Origin of the sequence: Streptomyces musisoli (assembly GCF_016741855.1) — a bacterium.
GTDB classification, from domain to species: Bacteria; Actinomycetota; Actinomycetes; order Streptomycetales; family Streptomycetaceae; genus Streptomyces; species Streptomyces musisoli.
Genome location: NZ_JAERRH010000004.1, coordinates 507,331 through 530,822 on the forward strand (window position 1 = coordinate 507,331; position 23,492 = coordinate 530,822).

The window sequence follows — 23,492 nt, forward strand, 5'->3', positions numbered from 1 at the left end:
AAACCCTCACCAGGGCAAAAATCCCTCACTTAGGAGCAATCGTGGCGCGCGACAACGCGGCTCCCACCGACGTCCCCACCAACCACCAGGAACTGATCTCGTGGGTCAACGAGATCGTTGAACTGACGCAGCCGGACAGCGTGGTCTGGTGTGACGGCTCCGAGGCCGAGTACGAGCGGCTGTGCGGGGAACTGGTCGCCAAGGGAACGTTCAAGAAGCTCGACCCGATCAAGCGGCCGCACTCCTACTACGCCGCCTCCGACCCGACCGACGTCGCGCGCGTCGAGGACCGCACCTTCATCTGCTCGGAGAAGGAGGAGGACGCCGGCCCGACCAACCACTGGAAGGCCCCCGCCGAGATGCGGGAGATCTTCGCCGGTGAGAAGGGCCTGTTCCGGGGCTCGATGCGGGGCCGCACGATGTACGTCGTCCCGTTCTGCATGGGCCCGCTCGGCTCCCCGCTGTCCGCGCTCGGCGTGGAGATCACCGACTCCGCCTACGTCGCCGTCTCCATGCGCACGATGACGCGCATGGGCCAGGCCGTGCTGGACGAGCTGGGCGACGACGGCTTCTTCGTCAAGGCCGTGCACACGCTCGGCGCCCCGCTGGAGGAGAGCCAGGAGGACGTTCCCTGGCCCTGCAACTCCACCAAGTACATCTCGCACTTCCCCGAGGACCGCGAGATCTGGTCCTACGGCTCCGGCTACGGCGGCAACGCCCTGCTCGGCAAGAAGTGCTACGCCCTGCGCATCGCCTCCGTCATGGCCCGTGACGAGGGCTGGCTGGCCGAGCACATGCTCGTCCTCAAGCTGACCCCGCCGCAGGGCGAGGCCAAGTACGTCGCCGCCGCCTTCCCGTCCGCCTGCGGCAAGACCAACCTCGCCATGCTGGAGCCCACGATCTCCGGCTGGACCGTGGAGACCATCGGCGACGACATCGCCTGGATGCGGTTCGGCGAGGACGGCCGGCTGTACGCGATCAACCCCGAGGCCGGCTTCTTCGGTGTCGCGCCCGGCACCGGCGAGCACACCAACGCCAACGCGATGAAGACCCTCTGGGGCAACGCGGTCTTCACCAACGTCGCGCTCACCGACGACGGCGACGTCTGGTGGGAGGGCATGACGGAGGAGTCCCCGGCCCACCTGACCGACTGGAAGGGCAACGACTGGACGCCGGCCTCCGAGGCGCCGGCCGCCCACCCCAACGCCCGCTTCACGGTGCCGGCCTCGCAGTGCCCGATCATCGCGCCCGAGTGGGAGGACCCCAAGGGTGTGCCGATCTCGGCGATCCTCTTCGGCGGCCGCCGCGCCAGCGCGGTGCCGCTGGTGACGGAGTCCTTCGACTGGAACCACGGCGTCTTCCTCGGCGCCAACGTGGCCTCCGAGAAGACCGCCGCGGCCGAGGGCAAGGTCGGCGAGCTGCGCCGCGACCCGTTCGCGATGCTGCCGTTCTGCGGTTACAACATGGGCGACTACATGGCCCACTGGGTCGACGTCGCCAAGGACAAGGACCAGTCCAAGCTGCCGAAGATCTACTACGTCAACTGGTTCCGCAAGAACGACCAGGGCAAGTTCGTCTGGCCCGGCTTCGGCGAGAACTCCCGTGTCCTGAAGTGGATCGTGGAGCGCCTGGACGGCAAGGCCGAGGGTGTCGAGACCCCGATCGGCGTCCTGCCGACCAAGGAGGCCCTCGACACGAACGGTCTCGAACTGGCCGACTCGGACCTGGAGTTCCTGCTCACGGTGGACAAGGAGGTCTGGCGCGAGGAGGCCGCCCTGGTCCCCGAGCACCTCAACACCTTCGGCGACCACACCCCGAAGGAGCTGTGGGACCAGTACCGCGCCCTGGTGGAGCGCCTGGGCTGAGCCCGCTCACAGACTCCGCGGCCGGTTTGGATGTGCCCTGACCAGCGATCGTCACGACCGGCCGCGGTGACAGCACCATGAAAGGGTCCGGGGCCCGCACCGTACGAAGACGTACGGGCGGACCCCGGGCCCTCGCCCATGAGCACGGGTCCCCGGAACGCGGGCCCGCGGGCGGCGTGACGGCCGGGGCGGGCGGCGGTGGACGGCATCCGTCATGCCACCCGGTGCGAGGGCGTGTGTCTGAACGCGTGGAAAACGTCCGGAATTGTACCGTAACGGCATGAACCGGACGCCGTGTTGCGTCACCCGCTCCAAGAATGGGCTGGGATCCACGAATGACTGATGTCCGTCACGACGCGGAAAACCTGATCGAGACGCCGGTCGAGCTGTCGGTCGTGATTCCGATGTTCAACGAGGAAGACGCGCTGCCGGCGCTGGTGGGGCGACTGCGGCCGGTGCTGGACGGGACCGGGGAGACGTACGAGGTCGTCGCGGTGGACGACGGTTCCACGGATCGGACGGCCGGACAGCTGGAGGACCTGGGCGTCATCTGGCCGCAGCTGCGGGTGGTGCGTCTGGCCCGCAACAGCGGACACCAGGCCGCCCTGACCGCCGGCCTGCACCACGCCCGCGGCCGCTACGCCGCGAGCCTCGACGCCGACCTCCAGGACCCCCCGGAGAAGATCCCGGAGATGCTCGCCCTGGCGCGGTCGCGGCGACTGGACATCGTCTACGGCGTACGCGTCAACCGCGCCACCGACACCGGTTTCAAGCGCCGCACCGCCGGCGCCTACTACTGGCTCATGCGGCGGCTCGTCGGCAACCACGTCCCCGCCCAGGCCGGCGACTTCCGGCTGCTGTCGCGCACCGTGCTCGACGCGCTGAAGGCCCTGCCCGACCAGCCGCAGGTGTACCGGCTCCTCGTGCCCTGGTTCGGCTTCCCCAGCGGAGAGGTCGCCTACCACCGCGACGCGCGCGTCGCCGGGCACACCAAGTACCCGCTGCGCAAGATGATCACGCTGGCGGTCGACAGCGTCATCAGCTTCTCCGTCGCCCCGCTGAGGCTGGCCACCTGGCTCGGCGTGCTCGCCTTCTTCGTCTGCCTCGCCGTGATCGCGTACACGCTGGCCGTGTACGCGGCGGGCGCCACGACCCCCGGCTGGACCTCCCTGATCGTGGCCGTCCTCTTCGTCGGCGCCGTCCAGCTCATCTGCCTGGGAGTGCTCGGCGAGTACCTCGGCCGCGTCTACACCGCGGTCCAGCAGCGCCCCACCTACTACGTCGCCGAGGACACCGGCACGGCGGCCGTTCCCGTGGCCGGTATCGCGTGGCCCGGTCCGCGGAGCGGCCGGAGCAGTGCCCTGGATTCCCTCGGCGAACCGGCCGGCCCCTGAGCCGCCGCTACGCGCGAGCCGGCTCGGCCGTGTTCCGGCCGGTGTCCTCGCCGGGGCTCGTGCCGGTGTCCTCGCCCGCGCCTGTGCCGGTGTCGTTGCCGGGCGCGGCCGGGTCCGTGCCGGTGTCCTTGCCGGGCGCGGCCGGGCCCGGTACGTCCGTCGTCCCGAAGGGCCCGTGGCGGAACTCGCGGACCGTCGTCCGCAGCACGGCGATCAGCGCCAGCAGCATCAGCGCTCCGTGCGCGGGCATCGACAGGTAGGGGGACAGCTCCGCGGAATTGCACTTCAGGTAGCTGCCGAACGAGGCGAGCTGCACCAGCACCGGGGCGTACCAGAGCTGCCGGGGCAGCCGGAAGGCGGTCACCACCGTGAGCACCTCGGCCGCATAGAAGTAGCGCTCGTGCATCGAGGGCAGCAGGAACGGCACCACGATCGAGGTGCAGGCGGCCAGCAGCAGGATCCGGGTGTCCGTCAGCCCCCCGGCCGCCGGCCCCGAGTCCCGCCCGCTCGGTCCGCAGCGCAGCGCGGCTTGCCCGGAGTCCCGCGTGCCGGCCCGGCCGCGCCGCAGGGACCACACCGCGAGCCCGGCCAGGAGCGACACGAGGGCGCCCGCGACCAGGACGCCCGCGGTGCGCACGGCCCCGGTGTCACCGGGCACCGACACGAACTGGTAGACGCTCGGTGCGTAGAGGGTGAGGGACTGGTACTCGCCGGTCTGCCGGGCGTACACCGTCAGCAGCCACCCCGGGTCGGCGCCGAGGGCGAGGGCCGGGACGTCGAGGGCGAGGTAGGCCGCCGGAACGGCGAGCAGGCACCGCCACGGCACCCGTCCCACCAGCACGAGGACGAGCAGGAAGGGGAAGAGGAACACGGCCTGGATCTTGAAGGCCAGTGCGATCCCGAAGAACGCGCACGCCCACCACGGCCGGTGGCGCAGCAGGTGGTGGATCCCGCCGGTCAGGAACGCCACGTAGATGGCGTCGCACTGGGCCAGCCAGGCGCCGTTGGTGACGACCGTGGGCAGGAAGAGCACCACCGCGGCCGAACCCAGGGCCGCCCAGGAGGGCGAGGGCCTGAACAGGGAGACGATCCGGAAGGTGTAGTACGCGAGGACCGGTTCGAACAGGACCGACATCCACTTGATGCCCGCCAGTGCCGGCAGCGGCAGGTGGGTCAGCGCGGCCAGGAGGTAGAGGTAGGGGACGTTGTAGTCCGAGAAGCCGGTGTCGGCGAGAGCGTGGAAGCCGCCGTGGCTCGCGATGTGCCGGTACCAGGGCTCCAGGAAGTTGTCGTAGTCGTACGCGTCGCTGGGCAGCAGGAACGTACGGACCAGGAGGGCCATGACCACCGTGGTGTAGGCGGCCAGTGCCGGCACCGCCAGCTCCAACGCGCGCCGGGGCGGGTCCGTGGCGGTTGTGTCGGGCATGCGGACTCCGTTCAGATAGCACTCGAACGCGACCAGTATGTCCAAAACGCCCGACTTGTATGGTAGGCGCGCAAAAAGGGGGCATTCAGGGGCAATTAACCTATGGTGCTGCCATGCGTGGAATTCTCCTGGCCGGGGGTACCGGCTCGCGACTGTGGCCACTGACCCGCTCGGTGTCGAAGCAACTGCTGCCCGTCTTCGACAAGCCGATGGTGTATTACCCGCTTTCCACACTGGTGATGGCCGGCATCAATGAAATTCTGATCATCACCACCCCTGAAGACCAGTACCTGTTCCGGCGCTTGCTCGGCGACGGTGGTCAACTGGGTCTTCGTCTGCAGTACATGACGCAGGAAACCCCGAAAGGGATCGCCGAGGCGTTCCTCCTCGGCGCCGACTTCATCGACGGCAGGCCGGTCGCCCTGATCCTCGGCGACAACATCTTCCACGGCAGCGGCCTCGGTACCCGGCTGGCCCGGCACGAGCCCGTGGGCGGCAGGGTGTTCGCCTACCAGGTCGCCAACCCGTCGGCCTACGGGGTGGTGGAGTTCGACGCGTCGGGCCGCGCCCTGTCCATCGAGGAGAAGCCGGTCCGGCCCCGCTCCCGGTACGCCGTGCCCGGGCTCTACTTCTACGACCACCGCGTCGTGGACATCGCCCGCTGTCTGCGGCCGAGCGGCCGGGGCGAGTTGGAGATCACCGACCTCAACCGCGCCTACCTGGAGGCCGGGGCGCTGCATGTCACGCGGCTCGACCGGGGCACCGCGTGGCTGGACACCGGCACCTTCGGCTCCATGATGCAGGCCTCGGAGTTCGTCCGGGTGATCGAGGAACGCCAGGGTCTGAAGGTCGGCTGCATCGAAGAGGCGGTGTGGCGGGCGGGTCTGATCGACGACGACCGGCTCAGGGACCTGGCCCGGCCGCTGCTCAAGAGCGGGTACGGCGACTACCTGCTGGGGCTGCTGGACCCGCCGCACCTCGTCACCCCCCACCGGAACGCGGACGTCCCGAAGGCGCGACGGCGGTGACGGGCGCGAGGCCGGCCGCGCGAAAGGAGGTGACCGGATGAGACCGCTGGGCATCGAAGGGGCATGGGTGGACACACCCAGGGTGTTCCCGGACGACAGGGGCCGTTTCCACGAGTGGTTCAGAGGCGGGGTCTTCCGCGAATCGGTCGGGCAGGGTTTCTCGCTCGCCCAGGCCAACTGCTCCCGCTCCGCCCGCGGCACGCTCCGCGGAATCCACTACGCGGCGGTGCCGCCGGGCCAGGCCAAGTACGTCACCTGCGTGCGCGGCGCCGTCCTCGACGTGGTGGTCGACGTCCGCGTCGGATCACCGGGGTTCGGGAGGTGGGAGGCGGTCCGGCTCGACGACACCACCCACGGCTGCGTCTATCTCTCGGAGGGGTTGGGCCACGCCTTCATGGCGCTGGAGGACGACTCCACCGTCGTCTACCTGTGCTCCGAGGGATACGCGCCCGAGCGCGAGTACGGGATCGACCCCCTGGACCCGGCGCTGGCCGTCGACTGGCCCGAGGGTCTCGCCCCACGCCTTTCCGCCAAGGACGCCGCGGCGCCCACGCTGGAAGAGGCCGGGCGAATGGGCCTGCTGCCTTCCTACGAGGAGTGCGTCGCATATCGCAAAAGCCTCGCATGAAAGCCGACACCCCGGTGGTTGGGTATTTCGGGGGACGAATTTGGGCCGCACGAGTGATCATTACTGAATGGCGCGAGCCGGATTCTATTCGGTCACGGGCGGAGCGTGCAAATTGATGTGGTACGCGGCCGACGCCGTGAGACGCGCCTAGAAAGCGCACGGAGTGCGCGCGCTTGCAGTCGGCTCCCGCTCACTCCCAAGGAAGGTTCCCTTGAGCCGTAGAACGATCCGAAATTCGCGCCTGAAGTCCGCCATGATGGTGGGCACCGGTGCGCTTGCCGTTGCGCTCAATGTCGTTCCGGGCACGGTGGCCGCCGCCGACGCGATCGACCGGCACACCGCCGAGCGCAGTGCGGAGATGGCCCTTCCGGGCGACGACCTGAGCTCGGCCATCTCCGACGCGATCGCGCGGGCCGCCTACGAGAACATGGCCCCGAAGTACGGTGCGTACGGCCCCGGCTACGACGACAACGACCACTACGGCCCTCAGGGCCCCCAGGGGCACGAGGGCAAGCCGGGCAAGCCGGGCAAGCCCGGTGTGCAGGGCCCGCAGGGTCCGCAGGGTCCGCAGGGTGCTCAGGGCGCCACCGGTGCCCAGGGCGCGACGGGTGCCGGCGGCACGGGCGCGCAGGGTCCGCAGGGTCCGCAGGGCGCCACGGGTGCTCAGGGCGCCACGGGTGCCCAGGGTGCCACCGGTGCAACGGGCACCTTCGCGCGCATCTATGTGAACCAGGCCACCGGTACGCGTGTCGCGACCGTCACCTGTGACCCCGGTGACATCGCCACCGGCGGCGGCGGCGAGATCACGAACGGCAACCTTCAGTCGAGCTTCCCGATCAACGGTTCGACCACCACGCCGCCCAATGGGTGGCAGGCCGTCAACACCGCCAACAACCCGAACAACATCATCGCTTACGTGGTCTGTGTCGACGTGACCCCGTAATCCGGTGACCGGCGGTTCCCTGACGGACCCGCCTCCTCCGGGAAACAGGGACAGGTGCCCCCGGGGCTTCGGCCCCGTGGGCACCGTCCTTTGTCCCGCCTCGCAGCAGAGAAGAAAGCTCGGAGAGCCATGCGCATTCTCGTGACCGGTGGTGCCGGATTCATCGGCTCGGAATACGTCCGCCGACGGTGGGACTCGGATCCGGAAGCGCGGATCACCGTGCTCGACAAACTCACCTATTCGGGGGTCGAGGCCAATCTGGCGTCCGTGGCGCGGCAACCGGGCTACACATTCGTCCACGGCGACATCTGTGACCCGGACGTGGTCGACCAGGTCATGGCGGGGCAGGACGCGGTGGTGCACTTCGCCGCCGAGTCGCACGTGGACCGCTCGATCGACGGAGCCGACCGGTTCGTCCGGACGAACGTGATGGGCACCCAGGTGCTCCTCGACGCCGCCCGCCGGCACCGGGTCGGCCGCTTCGTCCACGTCTCCACCGACGAGGTGTACGGCTCGATCGCCGAGGGCTCCTGGACCGAGGAACGGCCCCTCGCACCGAACTCCCCGTACTCCGCCTCGAAGGCCGGCTCCGACCTGCTGGCACTTGCCCACCACCGCACCCACGGCCTGGACGTGGTCGTCACCCGGTGCACCAACAACTACGGGCCGTACCAGTTCCCCGAGAAGGTCATCCCGCTCTTCATCACCCGCCTCCTCGACGGAGGGACGGTCCCCCTGTACGGGGACGGCCGCAATATGCGCGACTGGCTGCACGTCTCGGACCACTGCCGGGCCATCGACCTGGTCCTGCACGACGGCCGGGCCGGGGAGATCTACCACATCGGCGGCGGAACCGAGCTGACCAACCACAAGCTCACCGCACTGCTGCTGGACGCCGTCGGCGCTGACTGGGACCGGGTCGCGCACGTGGCGGACCGCAAGGGCCACGACCTGCGCTACTCGCTCGACGACAGCAAGATCCGCGAAGAGCTGGGCTACGCCCCGCAGGTCCCCTTCACCGAGGGACTGGCCGCCACCGTGGCCTGGTACCGCGCACACCGCGCCTGGTGGGAGCCGCTGACGGAGAGGGCCGCACTGCGATGAGCACGCCTTGGCTGGTGACCGGCGCACGGGGGCTCCTCGGCCGGGACGTGCTGGCCGAACTCGCCGCCGATCCGGACGCCGTGGTGACGGGCCTGGGCCGGGAGCAACTCGACATCACCGACCCGGCAGCCGTCCGTGCGGCCGTCACCGGTCACCGGGTGGTCGTGAACTGCGCCGCCTGGACGGACGTCGACGGCGCCGAACGCTCCGAGGCGGCGGCCACCGCCGTGAACGGCACGGGCGTCCGCCACCTGGCCGCCGCCTGCGCGGACAGCGGGGCACTTCTGCTGCACGTCTCCACCGACTACGTGTTCCCGGGTGCCGACCGCCTGCCGTACCCCGAGGGCGCGCCGACGAGACCCGTCAACGCGTACGGGCGGAGCAAGCTGGCGGGGGAGCGGGCCGTCCTCGAACTGCTCCCGGACACCGGTCGCGTCGTGCGCACCGCCTGGCTCTACGGCGCGCACGGCCCGAACTTCGTGGCCACTTTGCTCGGCCTCGCCGCCCGGCGCGCGACGCTGGAGGTGGTGGCCGACCAGCACGGCCAGCCGACCTGGGCCCGTGCCCTCGCCCGCCGACTGGCCGCACTCGGGCGGGCCGCGCTGGCCGGGACGGCTCCGGCGGGCATCTACCACGGCACGGCGGCCGGCCGGACCACCTGGTACGGCCTGGCCCGCGAGACCTTCCGGCTCAGCGGCCTCGACCCCGAGCGGATCCGCCCGGTCGGCTCCGACAAGTTCCCGCGTCCCGCCGCCCGCCCGGCCTTCAGCGTCCTCGGTCACGGCAACTGGCTGCGGGCCGGCCTCGCTCCCCTTCCCCTGTGGGACGACCAGCTGACGACCGCCCTGACGGCACCCGAATTCGCGGCCCTGGCCGCCACGGCACGCACGAGCACCCCGCGCACCTAGGGTCTTTCGTTTGGATCAGGCCGGATCAGACCACGCGAGCCCGGCGTGATCCAAACGAGAGGCCCGAGGCCCCGTCCTTGCGTCCCCGTCGTCCGCCCGGAGGACGGGCGGGCGGTGTTCTGCCGGCAGGGGATGGCGGACGCCCGGCGGAACCCCATGGTCCGCCGGGCGCCCGCCCGATGGCCGGGCGATCACCCGGACACGGCGTCCCGGAACTTCTCCGGCACCTGGGAGAGGACCTTGGGATCGGCCCCGACCGCGCGGCGGAACGCGTCCTCGGCCTCGTCCTCCCGGTCCGCCTCCGCCAGGAGCTGACCCAGTTGCAGGTGGACGGCGGCCACCTTCGGATTGGCGGCGGAGGCCCGCTGGAGGAGTTCGATGGCCTGGTCCGGCTCGGTGGACCGCAGCATGAACGCCTCGCTGTAAAGGGCGGACATGAAGTGCGGATCGATCTCGAGAGCCTTCTCGAAGTTCTTCCGGGCCTCCGCGGCCCTGCCATTCTGCTGTGCGATGACCCCGAGGCCGTACCAGGCGTTCTTGTTCCTGGCGTCCAGTTGCAGAACACGCCGGTATTCCTCGGCGGCGCCGGAGAGATCCTGGTGCATCTGGCGATCGAGGGCGGACCGCAGCAGCGCGCCCGCCGATTTGGCGTCCTGGGCCTTGGTGTCCGGCGCGGACGCGGATGCCCCCGCGGGCGCGGAAGCCGGTTTCGGCGCGGACGCCCCGGACGAGGGGGAAAGGGTCGCCCAGACGATCACCCCGGTGGCAGCCGTCGCCATTGCGGCGATCCCTGCCCACAAGCTCGTACGTTTCACTGTGTCACTTTTCCTGGAAGGTGGCGGACGGATGGACCCGGCTTGTCTCAGGTGGCAGACAACGACGTTACGAGGCGGCCGCTTTGAAGCCGCCGTGGGGCAGGCGTGCGGGCCGTTCAGACCACTCGAATGCACGAGTCGTGCGAATGATCTCGGCCCGGCCTCTTTGCGTGGAATTCAGCGGCTGGATTGGATGGTGGCCGTGAAGTCAACGGTCTGTCTGAACATGATCGTCAAGAATGAGGCCCCGGTGATCCGGCGTTGTCTCGAATCCGTACGGCCCTTGATCGACACCTGGGTCATCGTGGACACCGGCTCGACCGACGGAACGCAGGACATCGTCCGTGACGTCTATCGCGACCTCCCCGGCGAACTGCACGAGCGGCCCTGGAAGGGTTTCGACGGCAGCCGTACCGAGGCGATCGGACTCGCCCGCGCGTGTGCCGACTACCTGCTCTTCATGGACGCCGACGACGTGATGGAGGTACCGCCCGGCGGCCGGCTGCCGGAGCTGGCGCTCGACGCCTACCGGTTCACCGTCCGCAGCGGGCCGTACGCCTACCGGCGCCGGGCCCTGGTCTCGACCCGGCTGCCGTGGCGGTACGTCGGCGTCCTGCACGAGTACCTCGACTGCGATGACCAGTACACCCTCGGGACGCTGGAAGGCGCCACCATCGTCGTCGTGGGCGGCGGGGGACGCAGCAGGGGCAGGAGTGTCCGGGAGAAGTACCTGACGGACGCCGAGACCCTCCGGCAGGGTCTGGTCGAGGAACCCGGCAACGGGCGTTACATGTTCTACCTCGGTCAGAGCTACCGCAACGCCGGCGAGCGGGAGAAGGCGATCGAGGCCTACGACCGCCGCGTGACCATGGGCGGCCGGGACGAGGAGGTCTTCTGCGCCCGTCTGTTCGCCGCCCAGCTCGCCGTAGAGCTGGCGCGGCCGCCCGCCGAGGTGATGGCACGCTACCTGGCCGCGTACGAGAGCCGGCCCGCGCGCGCCGAGGCGCTGGGCGAACTCGCGCGCTGGTGCCGCCTCGACGGGGGGCGCTGGCCGCTCGCCCACCTGTTCGCGCGGCAGGCGGCACAGCTTCCGTATCCGAGCACCGACCACATGTTCATCGAGTCCGACTGGTACCGCTGGGGCGCGCTCGACGAACTCGCGGTCTCCGCCTACTGGGTCGGGGAGTACGAGGAGTCGCAGAGCTGCTGCGAACGGCTGCTGGCGGGCGACAGGCTGCCCGCCGAGCACCGTGACCGCGTCCTGCGGAACCTCGAACTCTCCCGGCGCCACCTTCTCGCCGGGCGCCTCGTCGGGGCCTGAGGCGGAGTGGTTCCGGCCCATGGAACGCGGAAGGCGCCCGGCGGAACCTCCCGGCCGGGCGCCTGACGTTCGCGCGAGCTAGACCAGCAGCTTCCCCCCGTGCCGCGGAGTGCCGTCCTTCATCGCGATGAGGTTGGCGACCACGTACGAGATGTTGTTCCTGGAGTGGAACTCGCTGGGGAAGTAGGTGACCAGCCGGGACGACTGGAACCGGGCCTCGAGGTCCGGCACGAAGGCGCGGTACTGGTTGTCCGTGTAATACCAGAACGAGTTCTCGTTGTAGTAGGCCACATGCGCCGGGTCCTGGTACGCCCCCCGCCCGTCGGAGCTGGGCGTCACGGTGAGGAGCATCCCGCCGGGCGCCAGCAGCCGGTAGAGCTCGTTGATCAACGGGACCTTCGCGGGCACGTACTCGAGGAAGTCCACCGCACGCATCAGGCCGACGGAGGCGTCGGGCAGATCCAGCTTCCCGGGCAGCGTCGCGACGATGTCGACGCCCTCGCCCGGCCGCTGGTCCACGCCGAGGTACCCCGGCGGCTTGCGGTGGGCGGCACCGAGGTCCAGGGCCAGCAGTCCGCGCCGGTGGGTCCAGGCGAGGGCGTTGGCCTCGATGTACTTGTCGTACAGGGCGACCGTGTCGCGCTGGATCTGCGCGTTGATCTCCGGGTCGCGCTGGGTGTTCGAGGGGTGGAGCCGCTGCAGGTACAGGCAGCGGTTGATGTGGTGGAAGTCGCCGACGTGGAAGAGACGGCACATCAGGTCCTGGTCGTCCAGGACCGTGAGGTCGGGGTTGTAGCCGCCGGCCTTCTCGTAGCTCTCCTTGCGGAAGGCGCGGACGTGGTTGGGCGCGAACCAGATGTAGGCGACGTTGTGCGGGGTCGGCGCCAGGGAGACGACCTGAAGCAGCTTGCGGCCGTCGACCCGCACCTCCTCGTACTGCCAGCCGCACGTCTCGTCGAAGCGGCTGTCGTCCCGCTTGCCGTCCTCGGTGATCTGCGCGGTGTTGCTGTAGACGAAGACGGCCTCGGGGTGCGCGTCGAAGGCCTTGCCGAGCTGGGCCAGGCAGGCCTTAGCCAGCAGGTCGTCGTGGTCGAGTTCGACGAGGATCTCGCCGCGGGCCAGTTCACACGCCCTGCGCTTGGCCGCTCCGACACCCTTGAGGTTGTCCGCGATCTCCACCCGGACCCGGTCGTCGGCCCGCTCCGGCCGCCACCGGGCGCCGTTGTTGAGCAGGACGATCCACTCCCAGTCGGAGCACGTCTGCGCTTGCAGGGTCCGCAGGCACTCGTCGAGGAAACGAGGCTGGTGGCTGGGGGTGAAGACGGAGAACCTCGGTGTTGCGGTCGACGTCAACTGTCGCTCCCTGCTTCGCTCGAAGTGGATGACGGGTCGGCGGAATCACGGAATTCCTCCGGTACCTGAGAGAGCAGCGAAGGATCGATGGCGACCGTGCGGCGGAACTCGTCCGTGGCTTTGCGGTCACGGTCCTGCCGCGCCCAGATACGTCCGAGATGCAGATGTGCGGTGGCCGCTTTCGGATCGGCTACGACGGCACGTTCCAGGAGCGTGACGGCCTTTTCCGGGTCGCTCGATTCCAGCAGGACCGCCTCGTTGAAGAGAGCCGGCGGAAAGGCCGGGTCGGTCTTCAGGGCCTCTTCGTAGGCCGCGCGGGCGTCGGCCGTACGGCCTGCCTGATGTGCGAGGTGTCCCAGGTTGTACCAGGCGAATTTGTTCCGCGGTTCCAGTTCCAGCACGCGGGAGTAGGACTTGGCGGCGGCTGGGGGATCCTGGTACTTCTCCTGGAGGATGCCCCTCTGTAAATACCAGTCGGCGTCCCTGGTCTCCGCCGGGGCCTTTGATTCCGATGATTCCGAGGTCGCCGCCGAGTGGGACTCGATCGCCCACGTCGTGACTCCGGTGGCAACGGCAGCCGCACCGGTGAGCGCTACCAGCAAAACCTTGCGTTTCACTTTGTCACATCTCGTGGATGGTGGATTACGGCTGGGTGTTGCTAATCCCAGGTGGCAGGCACAGAGGTTACGAGGCCGCCCCGACCGGGCCGCGTTCCGCAAGCGCGTTGGGCGTGCGAACCACTCGAAAGCACGAGTCGTGAAACGGCCTTTCCGGCCGACGCGGGACAGCGCCTGGTCGTGCTCGACGCCGAACCGGAGTCACCGTCCGCCGCGGCACTCCGGCTGCTCGCCGCGTCCGTTCACCGACGCCGCGCCCCGACGGGAGGGCCGGACGCGAGGTGTCCCGGGAGGGCGACGGCGGTTCATGGCGCCCGGTCCGCGCGTCGCTGCGGGTGCACGCGGACCGGGGCCGACAGAGGGACCCTGGGCGGGGTCAGTTGGCCGGGCTGAGTTCCTTCGGCCCGGACAGGGCGTCGCTGTGGGCGTCCATCCGTTCGGCCGCGAGGATCGCCGCGGCGGTGTCCGCGCGCGAGGCGGCCACCACCAGCGCCCGCCCGGCGAGCGCGTGCGCCCGCCGGTGCAGCGCGCCCGGGTCGCCCGCCGCGGGCGGCGCCGCACGCAGTGGCGTACGCCCTCCCCGCAGCCGGGCCACCTGCGCCGTGAGGCGCTCGGCGGCCGTGTCCAGGTCGGCGGACGGCGTCAGGGCGCGCAGCTCGTCGGTGACCGCGAGCAGCGCGGCGAGGTGCCCGGCGAGCTGGATGTCCAGCTCCTCCTCGCGCGACCGGTGGGGGAAGTCGGAGGCGGTGCCGGCCATCGTGGTGTGGACCGACTTGGTGCGGATCGGTTCGTACATGGTGGATGGCCTCCTGTGCGCTGACAGGAAGCCATCCTAGCTTGGATTTCGTCTAAAGTTGAGTCGTGTCACGGAGTGGAGTCCGTCGACTACGGTTGGCTGTATCCGTCCAGGAAGTTGCCGATCCTGGTCACCGCGTCACGCAGATCGCCGACCGTCGGCAGGGTCACCACCCGGAAGTGATCCGGCTCGGGCCAGTTGAAGCCGGTGCCCTGCACGACCATGATCTTCTCCTGGCGCAGCAGGTCCAGGACCATCCGCCGGTCGTCCTTGATCTTGAAGACCTGCGGGTCCAGGCGCGGGAAGAGATACAGCGCGCCCTTCGGCCGTACGCAGCTCACCCCGGGGATCTGGGTCAGCAGCTCGTACGCGGTGTCCAGCTGCTCCTTCAGCCGCCCGCCGGGCAGCACCAGGTCGTTGATCGACTGGCGCCCGCTGAGCGCGGCGACCACCCCGTGCTGGCCCGGCATGTTGGCGCACAGCCGCATGTTCGCCAGTATCGTCAGGCCCTCGATGTAGGAGTCGGCGTGGGCGCGCGGACCGGAGATCGACATCCACCCGACGCGGTAGCCGGCCACCCGGTACGCCTTCGACATGCCGTTGAAGGTGAGGGTGAGCAGGTCGGGGGCGATCTTGGCGGTCGGGGTGTGCGTGGCGCCGTCGTAGAGGATCTTGTCGTAGATCTCGTCGGAACAGACCAGCAGGTTGTGCCGGCGGGCGATGTCCGTCAGCCCCTTGAGCATGGCCTCGTCGTAGACGGCGCCCGTGGGGTTGTTCGGATTGATGACGACGATCGCCTTGGTGCGGTCGGTGACCTTGCGCTCGATGTCGGCGAGGTCGGGCATCCAGTCGGACTGCTCGTCGCAGCGGTAGTGCACCGCCGTGCCGCCGGACAGGGAGACGGCCGCCGTCCACAGCGGGTAGTCCGGGGCCGGTACGAGGACCTCGTCGCCGTCGTCCAGCAGGCCCTGCATCGCCATCACGATCAGCTCGGAGACGCCGTTGCCGATGAAGACGTGCTCGACGTCCGTCTCGATGCCGAGGGTCTGGTTGTGCATCACGACCGCGCGGCGGGCGGCGAGCAGGCCCTTGGCGTCGCCGTAGCCGTGCGCGGTGGAGACGTTGCGGAGGATGTCCTCCAGGATCTCCGGCGGGCACTCGAAACCGAAGGCTGCCGGGTTTCCGGTGTTGAGCTTGAGGATGCGGTGGCCCGCCGCCTCCAGCCGCATGGCCTCTTCGAGTACCGGACCCCGGATCTCGTAACAGACGTTGGCGAGCTTGGTCGACTGGATCACCTGCATGTCCGTGAGCTTACGACCCGGTTATGTCTCGTGGGTCGTGTTTTCCGCCACGTGAGACACGGACGTTTGCCCGGAAAACGCTGCCGGGTGTCTCAGGAGTCACTTGCGTCCCTACAATCCGCTGGCATGTCCACGGAACGGGAGCACGAGGCGGGGTACGGCACGGACGGAACGGGCGGCGCGCCCGGGGTCCGGCCGTCCGTGTACCAGCCGTTGCCGGCTCCAGCCCCCGCGTACGAGGAGTACGCCGACCCCGCCGCCGCGCACGGCTGGCAGAACGCGTACGACGAGACGCGCGAGCTGCCCCCGATACCTCCGGGCCCCGGGCCCGGCGAAGGACGCGCAGAGCCCTCCGCGGGCCGCGCGGAGCCCTCTGGGGAGCGCGCGGAGCCCTCTGCGGGCCGCGCGGAGCCCTCTGCGGGGCGCGCAGAGCCCTCTGCGGGGCGCGCCGAACCCTCTGCGGGGCGCGCCGAACCCGGCGGGCGTGCCGGGCGACGGCGGGCGCGGCGGCGTCAGGGAGGCCGCCGGCGGCTGGCGGTCGTCGCCGGCGCCCTCGGGGTGGCCGGCACCGTCGCGGTGATCGCCGCACTGGCCGGATCGGGTTCCCCGGACGGGTCCCGCCCCGCGGACGGCGGGCGGGTGGCCGACGGCCCCGCGACCGACGCGACCGACGGCGGCGCGGACCCGGACCACCCCTCCGCCTCCGCCCCGGCCGCGACGGTCTCCGCCGCCGTCCGGTCCGCCGCTGCCACGCCGTCGGCCTCGACCGCACCCCCGACCGGCGGCACCGGTGCCGGCACCGGCACCGACCCGCGCGAGACGAGCGGCAGCCCGTCGGCCACGTCCTCGGCCTCCACCACCCCCGCCCCCACGGCGTCGTCCGCCGCCCCGACGGCGACCGACAGCCCCTGGAGCCGCGGCCGCGGCCACGGCCGGACGAAACGGCCCCGCTGACCGGACGGCCACGCGCGGCCCGCCGGCTGCGTCGGCTCGCCGATCGGGTTTCCCCGGTTGCCGATCGGGTTGGCCCGCTCGCCGATCGGGTTGACCCGCTCGCCGATCGCGTTGACCCGCTCGCCGATCGCGTTGACCCGCTCGCCAATCCGGTTGCCCCGCTCGCCAATCGCGTTGGCCGCCGGCTCATCGGCTGGGCTGGTTCGCGGGCGCGGGGCCCGCGGGAGGGGGCGGCCGGGGGCGCCGCATGTCGTGGTGAAGGGCCTCGCCCTCTTCGGCGCCGTGTTCGTCAAGTCCCGGCGGGACACGGGGTGATCGCCGTGCCGTGCGGGAGAACCAGTACGGGGGGCGTGAGGTGAGCGGCGCGCGGTGCGGGAAAGGCTGCGCCGGCGGGACGTGGGGTGAGCGGCGCGCGGTGCGGGAGAAGCTGTGCCGGCGGGACATGAGGGGTGGCGCGCGGTGCGGAAAGCTGTCCTTTCGGGACATGAGGTGATCGGCGTGCGGCACAGGGAAACCCCTATGACCTGACGCGACTCCTTGTCCCCACCCCTCCCCCCTGTCGACAATGCGCATGACAACCCAGCGGGCGGCCGGAACCCCTCCGGTCGCCCATGTCGTAAGAGGGGACCCCCACGTGAACAAGCCTCTCCTTGCCGCGCTTTCCTCCCTGGCGATAGCCGGGCTCGGCGCGACTCCGGCGATCGCCGCCCCGCACACCGCCGTCAAGACCGCCCCGCACTCCGCCCAGGCCGTCAAGGCCACGGTCGACTTCGCCGGCACCGTCTCGCTCAGCAACTGCTCCGGCTCCGTCATCCGCTTCCCCAACTCCGCCGACACCGACCCCGCCCTCGTGCTGACCAACGGCCACTGCCTGGAGACCGGCATGCCCGCGGCCGGCGAGGTCATCACCGGCCAGTCCTCCAGCCGTTCCTTCGGCCTGCTGAACTCCGCCGGCAGCCGGATCGCGACCCTCCGTGCCAACCAGGTCGTCTACTCGACCATGACCGACACGGACGTCACCATCTACCGCACCACCACCACGTACGCGAAGATCAAGAGCTCGTACGGGATCAGCCCGCTCACCGTGCAGGACACGCACCCCACGGCCGGCACCGCCATCAAGGTGGTCTCCGGCTACTGGAAGCGCATCTACAGCTGCAACGTCGACGGGTTCGTGTACCGGCTGAAGGAGGGTGACTGGACCTTCAAGGACTCGGTCCGCTACACCTCCGCCTGCAACACCATCGGCGGCACCTCCGGCTCCCCGGTCATCGACACCGCCACCGGCAAGGTCGTCGCCGTCAACAACACCGGCAACGAGGACGGCCAGCGGTGCACGGTGAACAACCCGTGCGAGGTCGACGCCAACGGCAACGTCACCGTCCGCCAGGGCATCAACTACGCCCAGGAGATCTACAACATCCCGGCCTGCTTCACCACCGGCAACAAGCTCGACCTGAACGCGGCCGGCTGCACCCTGCCCAAGCCGTAGCCCGGCAGGGGCCGGGCGGTCACACCGGAGTGCGACGGACCGCCCGCCCCGCCAGCACGTCCGTCCGGCGGCCGTCCTCGACGACGAACCGGCCGTCGACCAGCACGTGCGGGATCCCGGACGGCAGCGCCCGGGGCTCGGCGAAGGTGGCACCGGGCGCGACCGTCTCCGGGTCGAACAGGACCAGGTCGGCCCGGTACCCCTCGCGCACCAGCCCGCGGTCCGGCAGTCGCAGCCGCGCCGCGGGCCGGGAGGTGAGGTGGGCGACGCACTCCTCCAGCGTCAGCACGCCCGACTCCCGCACGTAGTGGCCGAGATAGTGCGGAAAGGTGCCGTACGCGCGCGGGTGCGGCTTGGTGCCCCGCAGGATGCCGTCGGAGCCGCCGGTGTGCGCGCGGTGCCGCATGATCGCGCGGACGTTCTCCTCGTGGCCGACGTGCTGGAGGATCGTCGTACCGAGCCGGTCGCCCACCAGGAGGCGGTGCGCCGTGGCCCACGGGGACTCGCCGCGCAGGTCCGCCGACTCGCGGACGCTGCGGCCCACGAAGTCGCCGAGGGCCGGATCGGTCACCCCGGAGATCTCGATCGTCTCCCACTCCACCGGCACCCCGTGACAGCCGTCCGAGCCGGTGACCTCCAGGTCGTGCCGGATCCGCCCGGCCGTCGCCGGATCGGCCAGCCGGGCCAGGATCTCCTCCGGGCCGCCCTCGCTCGCCCAGCTCGGCAGCAGCGCGGCGAGGGTCGTGCAGCCGGGGGTGTACGGATAGGTGTCCAGCGTGATGTCGGCCCCCTCGTCCAGGGACCGGTCGAGCAGGGCCAGCAGCTCGGGTGCCCGGCCCTTGTTCACGCCGAAGTTCATCGTCGCGTGCGCCAGGTGCAGCGGGCAGCCCGCCTCCCGGGTCAGGGCGACCATCTCGGCGTAGGCCTCCAGGGCGCCGGCGCCGTAGGAGCGGTGGTGGGGGCAGTAGTAGCCGCCGTACGCGGCCACCACCCGGCACAGCTCGGTCAGTTCGGCGTCCCCGGCGTACATGCCCGGGGTGTAGGTGAGGCCGGAGGACAGCCCGACCGCGCCCTGTTCCAGCCCCTCGGCCACCAGCCGCCGCATCCGGTCCAGCTCCGCGGGCGTCGCCGCCCGGTCCTCCCAGCCGACGGCGAGCGCCCGGACCGTGCCCTGCGGGATCAGATAGGCCGCGTTGACGGCGATGCCCCGGTCCAGGCGGTCGAGGTACTCGCCGACCGACCGCCAGTCGAAGTCGATGTCGTCGCCGTACCCGTTCCACCCGGTGATCGCCCGCCGCACCTCCTCCAGGGTGCGGTCGTCGACCGGCGCGTACGAGAGCCCGTCCTGGCCGAGGACCTCCAGCGTGACCCCCTGCGCGGCCTTCGCGCTGTGGTCGGGGTCGCGCAGCAGGGCCAGGTCGGAGTGGGCGTGCATGTCGATGAAGCCGGGGGAGAGGACCAGGCCCTCGGCGTTCACCTCCCGCACGGCGCGCGGCCATTGGCAGCCGGCGGCGGCCGCCTCCTTGACGATGGAGACGATCCGGCCGCCGTCGACCACGACGTCGGCGCGGTAGGAGTCCGCCCCGCTGCCGTCGACGACGTCGGCGTCCCGGATGACCAGGTCCTCCACGCGTACCTCCTAGAAGAACGTACGGATGTAGTCGACGACCGTGCCGTCCGCCTCGGCGACCGGGATCAGCTGCCACTTGTCGAACGACGTGCACGGGTGGGACAGGCCGAGACCGATCCAGTCGCCGACCTCGACGTCCGCCTCCGGGTCCGTGCGCAGCCAGGCGTGCTGGTCGGACAGGCCGGTCACGGTGATGCCGGTGGCCGGGCGCTCGACACCGTCCCGGCGTACCACCTGGGCGGCCGGCAGGTCCAGGTCGTAGGCGGCGTCCCGCTTGCCCGCGTTGGCGAAGGCCTGCTCGGGGGTGGGACGGGAGACCACCTGCGCCCACAGCCGGAAGGCGGGCTCCAGGGCGCCCTCCTCGGGGACCCGGGTGAACGGGGTGAGCCTGCTGTAGTGCCCGTCGTCGTGCGAGACGTACGCGCCCGAGCGCAGCAGCTTCAGCACGGGCCGGGAGAGCCCCGGGATCTCGGCGAAGACGTCCGCCACCGCGTCGAACCAGGCGCTGCCGCCCGCGCTCACCACGATCTCCTCCGCGTCCCCGAAGTGTCCGCCCTCGTCCAGCCCGGCGGCCAGCGCCACCAGCCGCCGCAGATAGGACCGTACGCGTTCCGGATCCGCCTTCGGCACCTCGCCCTCGTAGCCCGCCACCCCGACCAGCCGCAGGGCCGGTGCGGCGGCCACGGCCCGCGCGACGGCCGCGCCCTCGGCCTCGGTGCGCACGCCGGTCCGGGCCCCCTCGCCCGCACCCAGCTCCACGACCACGTCCACCGGGCGCGCGGCGCCGCGCAGGGCGGCGGCCATCAGCTCCACCCCGCGCACGGAGTCGGCATAGCAGACGAAACGGAACTCCGGGTCGGCGGCCAGCTCTCCGGCGATCCAGCGCAGGGCGGAGGCGTCCACCAGCTCGTTGGCGAGGAAGACCCGCCGGATCCCGAACGCCCGCGCCACCCGCACCTGGTGGGGCACCGCCAGCGTGATGCCCCAGGCGCCGTGCTCGATCTGGCGCCGGAAGAGCTGCGGGGCCATCGAGGTCTTGCCGTGCGGGGCGAAGGCCAGGCCGTGCCGGGAGGCGTACTCCTCCATCAGCGCGAGGTTGTGCTCCAGGCGCTCGGCCGACAGGGCGAGGACGGGGCTGGTGAAGCCGTCGCCGTCCCGGAAGAGGTTGCGGCGCTGGGCGGCCAGCTCGGCGACGGTCAGTCCGTCGGCGTCCGGCGGGAGGCCCTTGAAGCGGTGGTCGACGCGTTCCTCGGCAAGGCGGGCGAGGCGTTCCGCGGCCTGGCGGGCGAGCGCTTCGGTGCTCATCGAGCCCCTCTCTCGACTGTTGCATTATGTGCAACGGTCATTGCATGCGGTGCTTACTGGTGTCTAGCATCTCGCCGAACACCGGGTCAACGGAGTCGCCGCCCGGCCATCGACAGGAGCCATCATCGACGACGCTGCTTACGTCTCTGCCGTTGCGCACGACCCCGGGGACCGGGGGGAGCCGGTGCGTCCCGTGGACGTCGTGGCGCTCGGCGAGTCCATGGTCACCTTCCTGCCCGGCCGGCCGGGCCGCCTCGCGGACGTCCCCTCCTTCCACCGCGCGATCGGCGGCGCGGAGTCCAACGTGGCCTGCGTCCTGGCGGCCGCCGGGCACTCGGCACGCTGGGTGAGCCGGGTGGGCGCGGACGGCTTCGGGCAGCACCTGGTGGAGCGGATCACCGGATACGGGGTCGACACCGGCGCCGTGCGCACCGACCCGGACCGGCCCACCGGCATCTACTTCCGCACCGCGGCCGACCGGGACACCGACGCCCATGAGGTGGCGTACTACCGGGCCGGCTCCGCGGCCTCCGCCATGGCCGTGGCCAACGTCGACCTGGCGGCGGCGCGGTCGGGGCGGGTGCTGCACCTGTCAGGGATCACCGCCGCGCTGTCCGGTACCTGCCTGGAGCTGATGCGCGAGCTGACCGCGCCCCGGCCCGGACGCCCGCTGGTCTCCTTCGACGTCAACCACCGCCCCGCGCTGTGGGCGGACGCCGACGGCCCGCGGGTGCTGCTGGAACTCGCCCGGCGCGCCGACATCGTGTTCGTCGGCGACGACGAGGCCCGCCGGGCCTGGGGGCTGCACGGCGGCAGGGCCATCCTGGAGGCACTGCCCGGACCGGCCATCGTGGTCGTCAAACAGGGCAGGGGCGGAGCGACCGCGTTCGAGCGTGACACCGGGGGGTTCGCGGACCGCGGCGCCGATGGGTTCTCGGACCGCGGCGCCGATGGGGCCGGGGGCCGTGGCACCGATGGATTCGCGGACCGTGGCGCCGACGGGTTCGGGAGCCGTGGCACCGATGGGTTCGCGGACCGCGGCGCCGATGGGGTCGAGGACGCCGACGGGCGCGCCGTCTTCGTGCCGGCACCCGACGTGGACGTCGTCGCCCACGTCGGCGCCGGGGACGCCTTCGCCGCCGGCTTCCTCTCCGCCACCCTCCGGCGGCTGCCCCTGCGGGACCGCCTCCGGCACGGCCACCTCTTCGCCGCCGCCGCCCTCACCACCCCCGGCGACCTCGCCACACCCCCCGCCCGCGACCACGCCGACCGCCTCGCCGCCCTGGACGACGACGCATGGGGGAGACTTCGACTCGGCCCCGGCTGGACGCAAGCCGAGCAGGCCGAGGAGGAGGCGAACATCCCATGAGTCAGACCGTCGACCGCGCCCTGAGCATCCTGCCGCTGCTCGCCGAGGGCCCCGCCGACCTCGGACAGGTCGCCGACCGCCTCGGCGTGCACAAGTCCACGGCCCTCCGCCTCCTGCGCACCCTGCACGAACACGGCCTGGTCTACCGCCAGTCCGACCAGCGCTACCGCCTCGGCGCCCGCCTCTTCGCCCTCGCGCAGGAGGCGATGGAGAACCTCGACATCCGCGAGATCGCCCACCCCCACCTCGTACGGCTGAACGAGAGCTGCGGCCACACCGTCCACCTCGCCGTGTACGAGGAGAAGGAGGTGCTGTACATCGACAAGGTGGAGAGCCGCTACCCGGTCCGCATGTACTCGCGGATCGGCAAGCCCGTGGCCATCACCGTGGCGGCCGTCGCCAAGCTGCTCCTCGCCGACCTGCCCGCCGCCGAGCGCCGCGCCCTGGCCGAGCAGCTCGACTACCCCCTGTACACGGCCCGTTCGATCCCGAACGCCGAGGCATTCCTGAAGGAACTGGCCACGGTGCGCGAACAGGGCTGGGCCACCGACCTCGGCGGCCACGAGGAGTCCATCAACTGCGTCGCCGCCCCCGTCCGCGGCGCCGACGGCCGGGTCGTCGCCGCGATGTCCGTGTCCGCGCCGAACGTGGTCGTCACCGCCGAGGAACTCCTCACCCTGCTTCCGCTGGTCCGCCGTACGGCCGACGCGATCAGCGGCGAGTACTCCGGAAGAACACCGGTGAAGGGCACCCCCGCATGACCGGAACACCGGTGGAGGGCGACCCGCATGACCGGAACACCAGTGAAGGGCACCCCCGTATGACCGAGAAGACCGCGCTCACCCCCAAGACCCACACGACCCCGCCCGCGAAGTTCTCGCACGGCGTGAGGAAGGGCAACATCCTCCAGGTCGCCGGCCAGGTCGGTTTCCTGCCCGCCGAAGAGGGCAAGCCCCCGACGCCCGCGGGCCCCGGCCTGCGCGAGCAGACCCTCCAGACCCTCGCCAACGTCAAGGCGATTCTGGAAGAGGGCGGCGCGACCTGGGACGACGTGATGATGATCCGCGTCTACCTGACGGACGTGGACCACTTCGCCGAGATGAACGAGATCTACAACGCCTACTTCGAGGAGCAGGGCCTCACCCAGCCGCCCGCCGCCCGCACGACGGTCTACGTCGGTCTGCCGGCCGGCCTCCTCATCGAGATCGACGCGCTCGCCGTACTGAGCTGACGCGAGCGGACC

General features: G+C 71.0%; 21 protein-coding genes. 13 read left to right on the forward strand and 8 right to left on the reverse strand.

The genetic code is table 11. From position 1 onward, the window contains the following. The first annotated feature begins 41 nt into the window (after positions 1-41). On the forward strand, positions 42-1,865 hold the full coding sequence (locus JK361_RS14905) for a phosphoenolpyruvate carboxykinase (GTP) (protein WP_201817355.1): 1,824 nt from the start codon (positions 42-44) through the stop codon (positions 1,863-1,865). 335 nt (positions 1,866-2,200) lie between these two features. Beyond that, entirely contained in the window at positions 2,201-3,259 is a 1,059-nt protein-coding gene (locus JK361_RS14910) for a glycosyltransferase family 2 protein (RefSeq protein ID WP_201817358.1), read from the forward strand. Between the two features lie 7 nt (positions 3,260-3,266). Here the strand turns inward: JK361_RS14910 and JK361_RS14915 are convergent, their stop codons facing one another. Further along, on the reverse strand, positions 3,267-4,685 hold the full coding sequence (locus tag JK361_RS14915; RefSeq protein WP_201817364.1) for a putative hexosyltransferase: 1,419 nt from the start codon (positions 4,683-4,685) through the stop codon (positions 3,267-3,269). Positions 4,686-4,798: 113 nt separating this feature from the next. Here JK361_RS14915 and rfbA point away from each other — a divergent pair, with 113 nt between their 5' ends. The 5 genes from rfbA (at position 4,799) to rfbD (ending at position 9,296) form a co-directional block, all read left to right on the forward strand. Continuing rightward, positions 4,799-5,713 (forward strand): glucose-1-phosphate thymidylyltransferase RfbA, encoded by a 915-nt coding sequence (gene rfbA, locus JK361_RS14920; protein WP_201817373.1) that lies wholly within the window; start codon positions 4,799-4,801, stop codon positions 5,711-5,713. Positions 5,714-5,750: 37 nt separating this feature from the next. Continuing rightward, positions 5,751-6,341 carry a dTDP-4-dehydrorhamnose 3,5-epimerase family protein gene (locus JK361_RS14925; protein ID WP_201817375.1) on the forward strand — a complete coding sequence of 197 codons (591 nt, stop codon included), beginning with the start codon at positions 5,751-5,753 and terminating at the stop codon, positions 6,339-6,341. Between the two features lie 211 nt (positions 6,342-6,552). After that, positions 6,553-7,284 (forward strand): hypothetical protein, encoded by a 732-nt coding sequence (locus JK361_RS14930; RefSeq protein WP_236053047.1) that lies wholly within the window; start codon positions 6,553-6,555, stop codon positions 7,282-7,284. A 129-nt stretch (positions 7,285-7,413) separates the two neighbouring features. Further along, positions 7,414-8,388 carry a dTDP-glucose 4,6-dehydratase gene (gene rfbB / locus JK361_RS14935; protein ID WP_201817376.1) on the forward strand — a complete coding sequence of 325 codons (975 nt, stop codon included), beginning with the start codon at positions 7,414-7,416 and terminating at the stop codon, positions 8,386-8,388. Next, positions 8,385-9,296 (forward strand): dTDP-4-dehydrorhamnose reductase, encoded by a 912-nt coding sequence (gene rfbD / locus JK361_RS14940; RefSeq protein ID WP_201817378.1) that lies wholly within the window; start codon positions 8,385-8,387, stop codon positions 9,294-9,296. The genes rfbB and rfbD overlap by 4 nt, the downstream gene beginning before the upstream one ends. Before the next feature lie 191 nt (positions 9,297-9,487). Here the strand turns inward: rfbD and JK361_RS14945 are convergent, their stop codons facing one another. Then, the gene (locus JK361_RS14945; protein WP_201817388.1) at positions 9,488-10,075 is read right to left on the reverse strand and encodes a tetratricopeptide repeat protein; all 588 of its coding nucleotides are present in this window, start codon (positions 10,073-10,075) and stop codon (positions 9,488-9,490) included. A gap of 262 nt (positions 10,076-10,337) precedes the next feature. Between JK361_RS14945 and JK361_RS14950 the strand changes: the two genes are divergently transcribed. Further along, positions 10,338-11,432 (forward strand): glycosyltransferase, encoded by a 1,095-nt coding sequence (locus JK361_RS14950; protein ID WP_201817390.1) that lies wholly within the window; start codon positions 10,338-10,340, stop codon positions 11,430-11,432. Between the two features lie 78 nt (positions 11,433-11,510). On the opposite strand, the gene JK361_RS14955 is transcribed toward JK361_RS14950, so the two are convergent. From JK361_RS14955 to JK361_RS14970, 4 genes are all read right to left on the reverse strand, one after another. Beyond that, positions 11,511-12,785, reverse strand: coding sequence for a glycosyltransferase (locus JK361_RS14955; protein WP_201817393.1), 1,275 nt, complete (start codon positions 12,783-12,785; stop codon positions 11,511-11,513). Then, the gene (locus JK361_RS14960) at positions 12,782-13,402 is read right to left on the reverse strand and encodes a tetratricopeptide repeat protein (protein ID WP_201817401.1); all 621 of its coding nucleotides are present in this window, start codon (positions 13,400-13,402) and stop codon (positions 12,782-12,784) included. Before JK361_RS14960 ends, JK361_RS14955 begins: the two co-directional genes overlap by 4 nt. A gap of 376 nt (positions 13,403-13,778) precedes the next feature. Continuing rightward, positions 13,779-14,198, reverse strand: a complete 420-nt coding sequence (locus JK361_RS14965; protein WP_201817403.1) for an SCO4983 family protein — start codon at positions 14,196-14,198, stop codon at positions 13,779-13,781. 89 nt (positions 14,199-14,287) lie between these two features. Continuing rightward, on the reverse strand, positions 14,288-15,499 hold the full coding sequence (locus JK361_RS14970) for a pyridoxal phosphate-dependent aminotransferase (RefSeq protein WP_201817405.1): 1,212 nt from the start codon (positions 15,497-15,499) through the stop codon (positions 14,288-14,290). Between the two features lie 126 nt (positions 15,500-15,625). Here JK361_RS14970 and JK361_RS14975 point away from each other — a divergent pair, with 126 nt between their 5' ends. Further along, a complete protein-coding gene (locus JK361_RS14975) occupies positions 15,626-16,453 on the forward strand; it encodes a hypothetical protein (RefSeq protein ID WP_236052929.1) in 828 nt (275 codons plus the stop codon). A gap of 634 nt (positions 16,454-17,087) precedes the next feature. Beyond that, complete coding sequence (locus tag JK361_RS14980) at positions 17,088-17,945, forward strand: S1 family peptidase (protein WP_201817407.1); 858 nt, start codon at positions 17,088-17,090, stop codon at positions 17,943-17,945. Positions 17,946-17,964: 19 nt separating this feature from the next. Here the strand turns inward: JK361_RS14980 and JK361_RS14985 are convergent, their stop codons facing one another. Beyond that, a complete protein-coding gene (locus JK361_RS14985) occupies positions 17,965-19,575 on the reverse strand; it encodes an N-acyl-D-amino-acid deacylase family protein (RefSeq protein ID WP_201817410.1) in 1,611 nt (536 codons plus the stop codon). A gap of 9 nt (positions 19,576-19,584) precedes the next feature. Then, positions 19,585-20,880, reverse strand: a complete 1,296-nt coding sequence (locus tag JK361_RS14990; protein WP_201817412.1) for an amino acid deaminase — start codon at positions 20,878-20,880, stop codon at positions 19,585-19,587. Between the two features lie 220 nt (positions 20,881-21,100). On the opposite strand from JK361_RS14990, the gene JK361_RS14995 reads away from it, so the two are divergent. Genes JK361_RS14995 through JK361_RS15005 form a run of 3 tightly spaced genes read left to right on the forward strand, consistent with a single transcriptional unit; the run spans position 21,101 to position 23,480 of the window. Beyond that, complete coding sequence (locus JK361_RS14995; protein ID WP_201817656.1) at positions 21,101-22,249, forward strand: sugar kinase; 1,149 nt, start codon at positions 21,101-21,103, stop codon at positions 22,247-22,249. Further along, a complete protein-coding gene (locus tag JK361_RS15000) occupies positions 22,246-23,010 on the forward strand; it encodes an IclR family transcriptional regulator (protein ID WP_201817414.1) in 765 nt (254 codons plus the stop codon). The genes JK361_RS14995 and JK361_RS15000 overlap by 4 nt, the downstream gene beginning before the upstream one ends. 59 nt (positions 23,011-23,069) lie before the next feature. After that, positions 23,070-23,480, forward strand: coding sequence for a RidA family protein (locus tag JK361_RS15005; protein ID WP_201817415.1), 411 nt, complete (start codon positions 23,070-23,072; stop codon positions 23,478-23,480). Positions 23,481-23,492: the final 12 nt, after the last annotated feature.

What these genes read in the sequence shown, in the direction of transcription:
- JK361_RS14925 (WP_201817375.1), top strand. Translation starts at nt 5,751, where the DNA reads ATGAGACCGCTGGGCATCGAAGGGGCATGGGTGGACACACCCAGGGTG.
- JK361_RS14990 (WP_201817412.1), bottom strand. Translation starts at nt 20,880, where the DNA reads ATGAGCACCGAAGCGCTCGCCCGCCAGGCCGCGGAACGCCTCGCCCGC.
- JK361_RS14915 (WP_201817364.1), bottom strand. Translation starts at nt 4,685, where the DNA reads ATGCCCGACACAACCGCCACGGACCCGCCCCGGCGCGCGTTGGAGCTG.
- JK361_RS14965 (WP_201817403.1), bottom strand. Translation starts at nt 14,198, where the DNA reads ATGTACGAACCGATCCGCACCAAGTCGGTCCACACCACGATGGCCGGC.
- JK361_RS14995 (WP_201817656.1), top strand. Translation starts at nt 21,101, where the DNA reads ATGGTCACCTTCCTGCCCGGCCGGCCGGGCCGCCTCGCGGACGTCCCC.
- rfbA (WP_201817373.1), top strand. Translation starts at nt 4,799, where the DNA reads ATGCGTGGAATTCTCCTGGCCGGGGGTACCGGCTCGCGACTGTGGCCA.
- rfbB (WP_201817376.1), top strand. Translation starts at nt 7,414, where the DNA reads ATGCGCATTCTCGTGACCGGTGGTGCCGGATTCATCGGCTCGGAATAC.
- JK361_RS14970 (WP_201817405.1), bottom strand. Translation starts at nt 15,499, where the DNA reads ATGCAGGTGATCCAGTCGACCAAGCTCGCCAACGTCTGTTACGAGATC.
- JK361_RS15005 (WP_201817415.1), top strand. Translation starts at nt 23,070, where the DNA reads ATGACCGAGAAGACCGCGCTCACCCCCAAGACCCACACGACCCCGCCC.
- rfbD (WP_201817378.1), top strand. Translation starts at nt 8,385, where the DNA reads ATGAGCACGCCTTGGCTGGTGACCGGCGCACGGGGGCTCCTCGGCCGG.
- JK361_RS14910 (WP_201817358.1), top strand. Translation starts at nt 2,201, where the DNA reads ATGACTGATGTCCGTCACGACGCGGAAAACCTGATCGAGACGCCGGTC.
- JK361_RS15000 (WP_201817414.1), top strand. Translation starts at nt 22,246, where the DNA reads ATGAGTCAGACCGTCGACCGCGCCCTGAGCATCCTGCCGCTGCTCGCC.
- JK361_RS14975 (WP_236052929.1), top strand. Translation starts at nt 15,626, where the DNA reads ATGTCCACGGAACGGGAGCACGAGGCGGGGTACGGCACGGACGGAACG.
- JK361_RS14950 (WP_201817390.1), top strand. Translation starts at nt 10,338, where the DNA reads ATGATCGTCAAGAATGAGGCCCCGGTGATCCGGCGTTGTCTCGAATCC.
- JK361_RS14945 (WP_201817388.1), bottom strand. Translation starts at nt 10,075, where the DNA reads ATGGCGACGGCTGCCACCGGGGTGATCGTCTGGGCGACCCTTTCCCCC.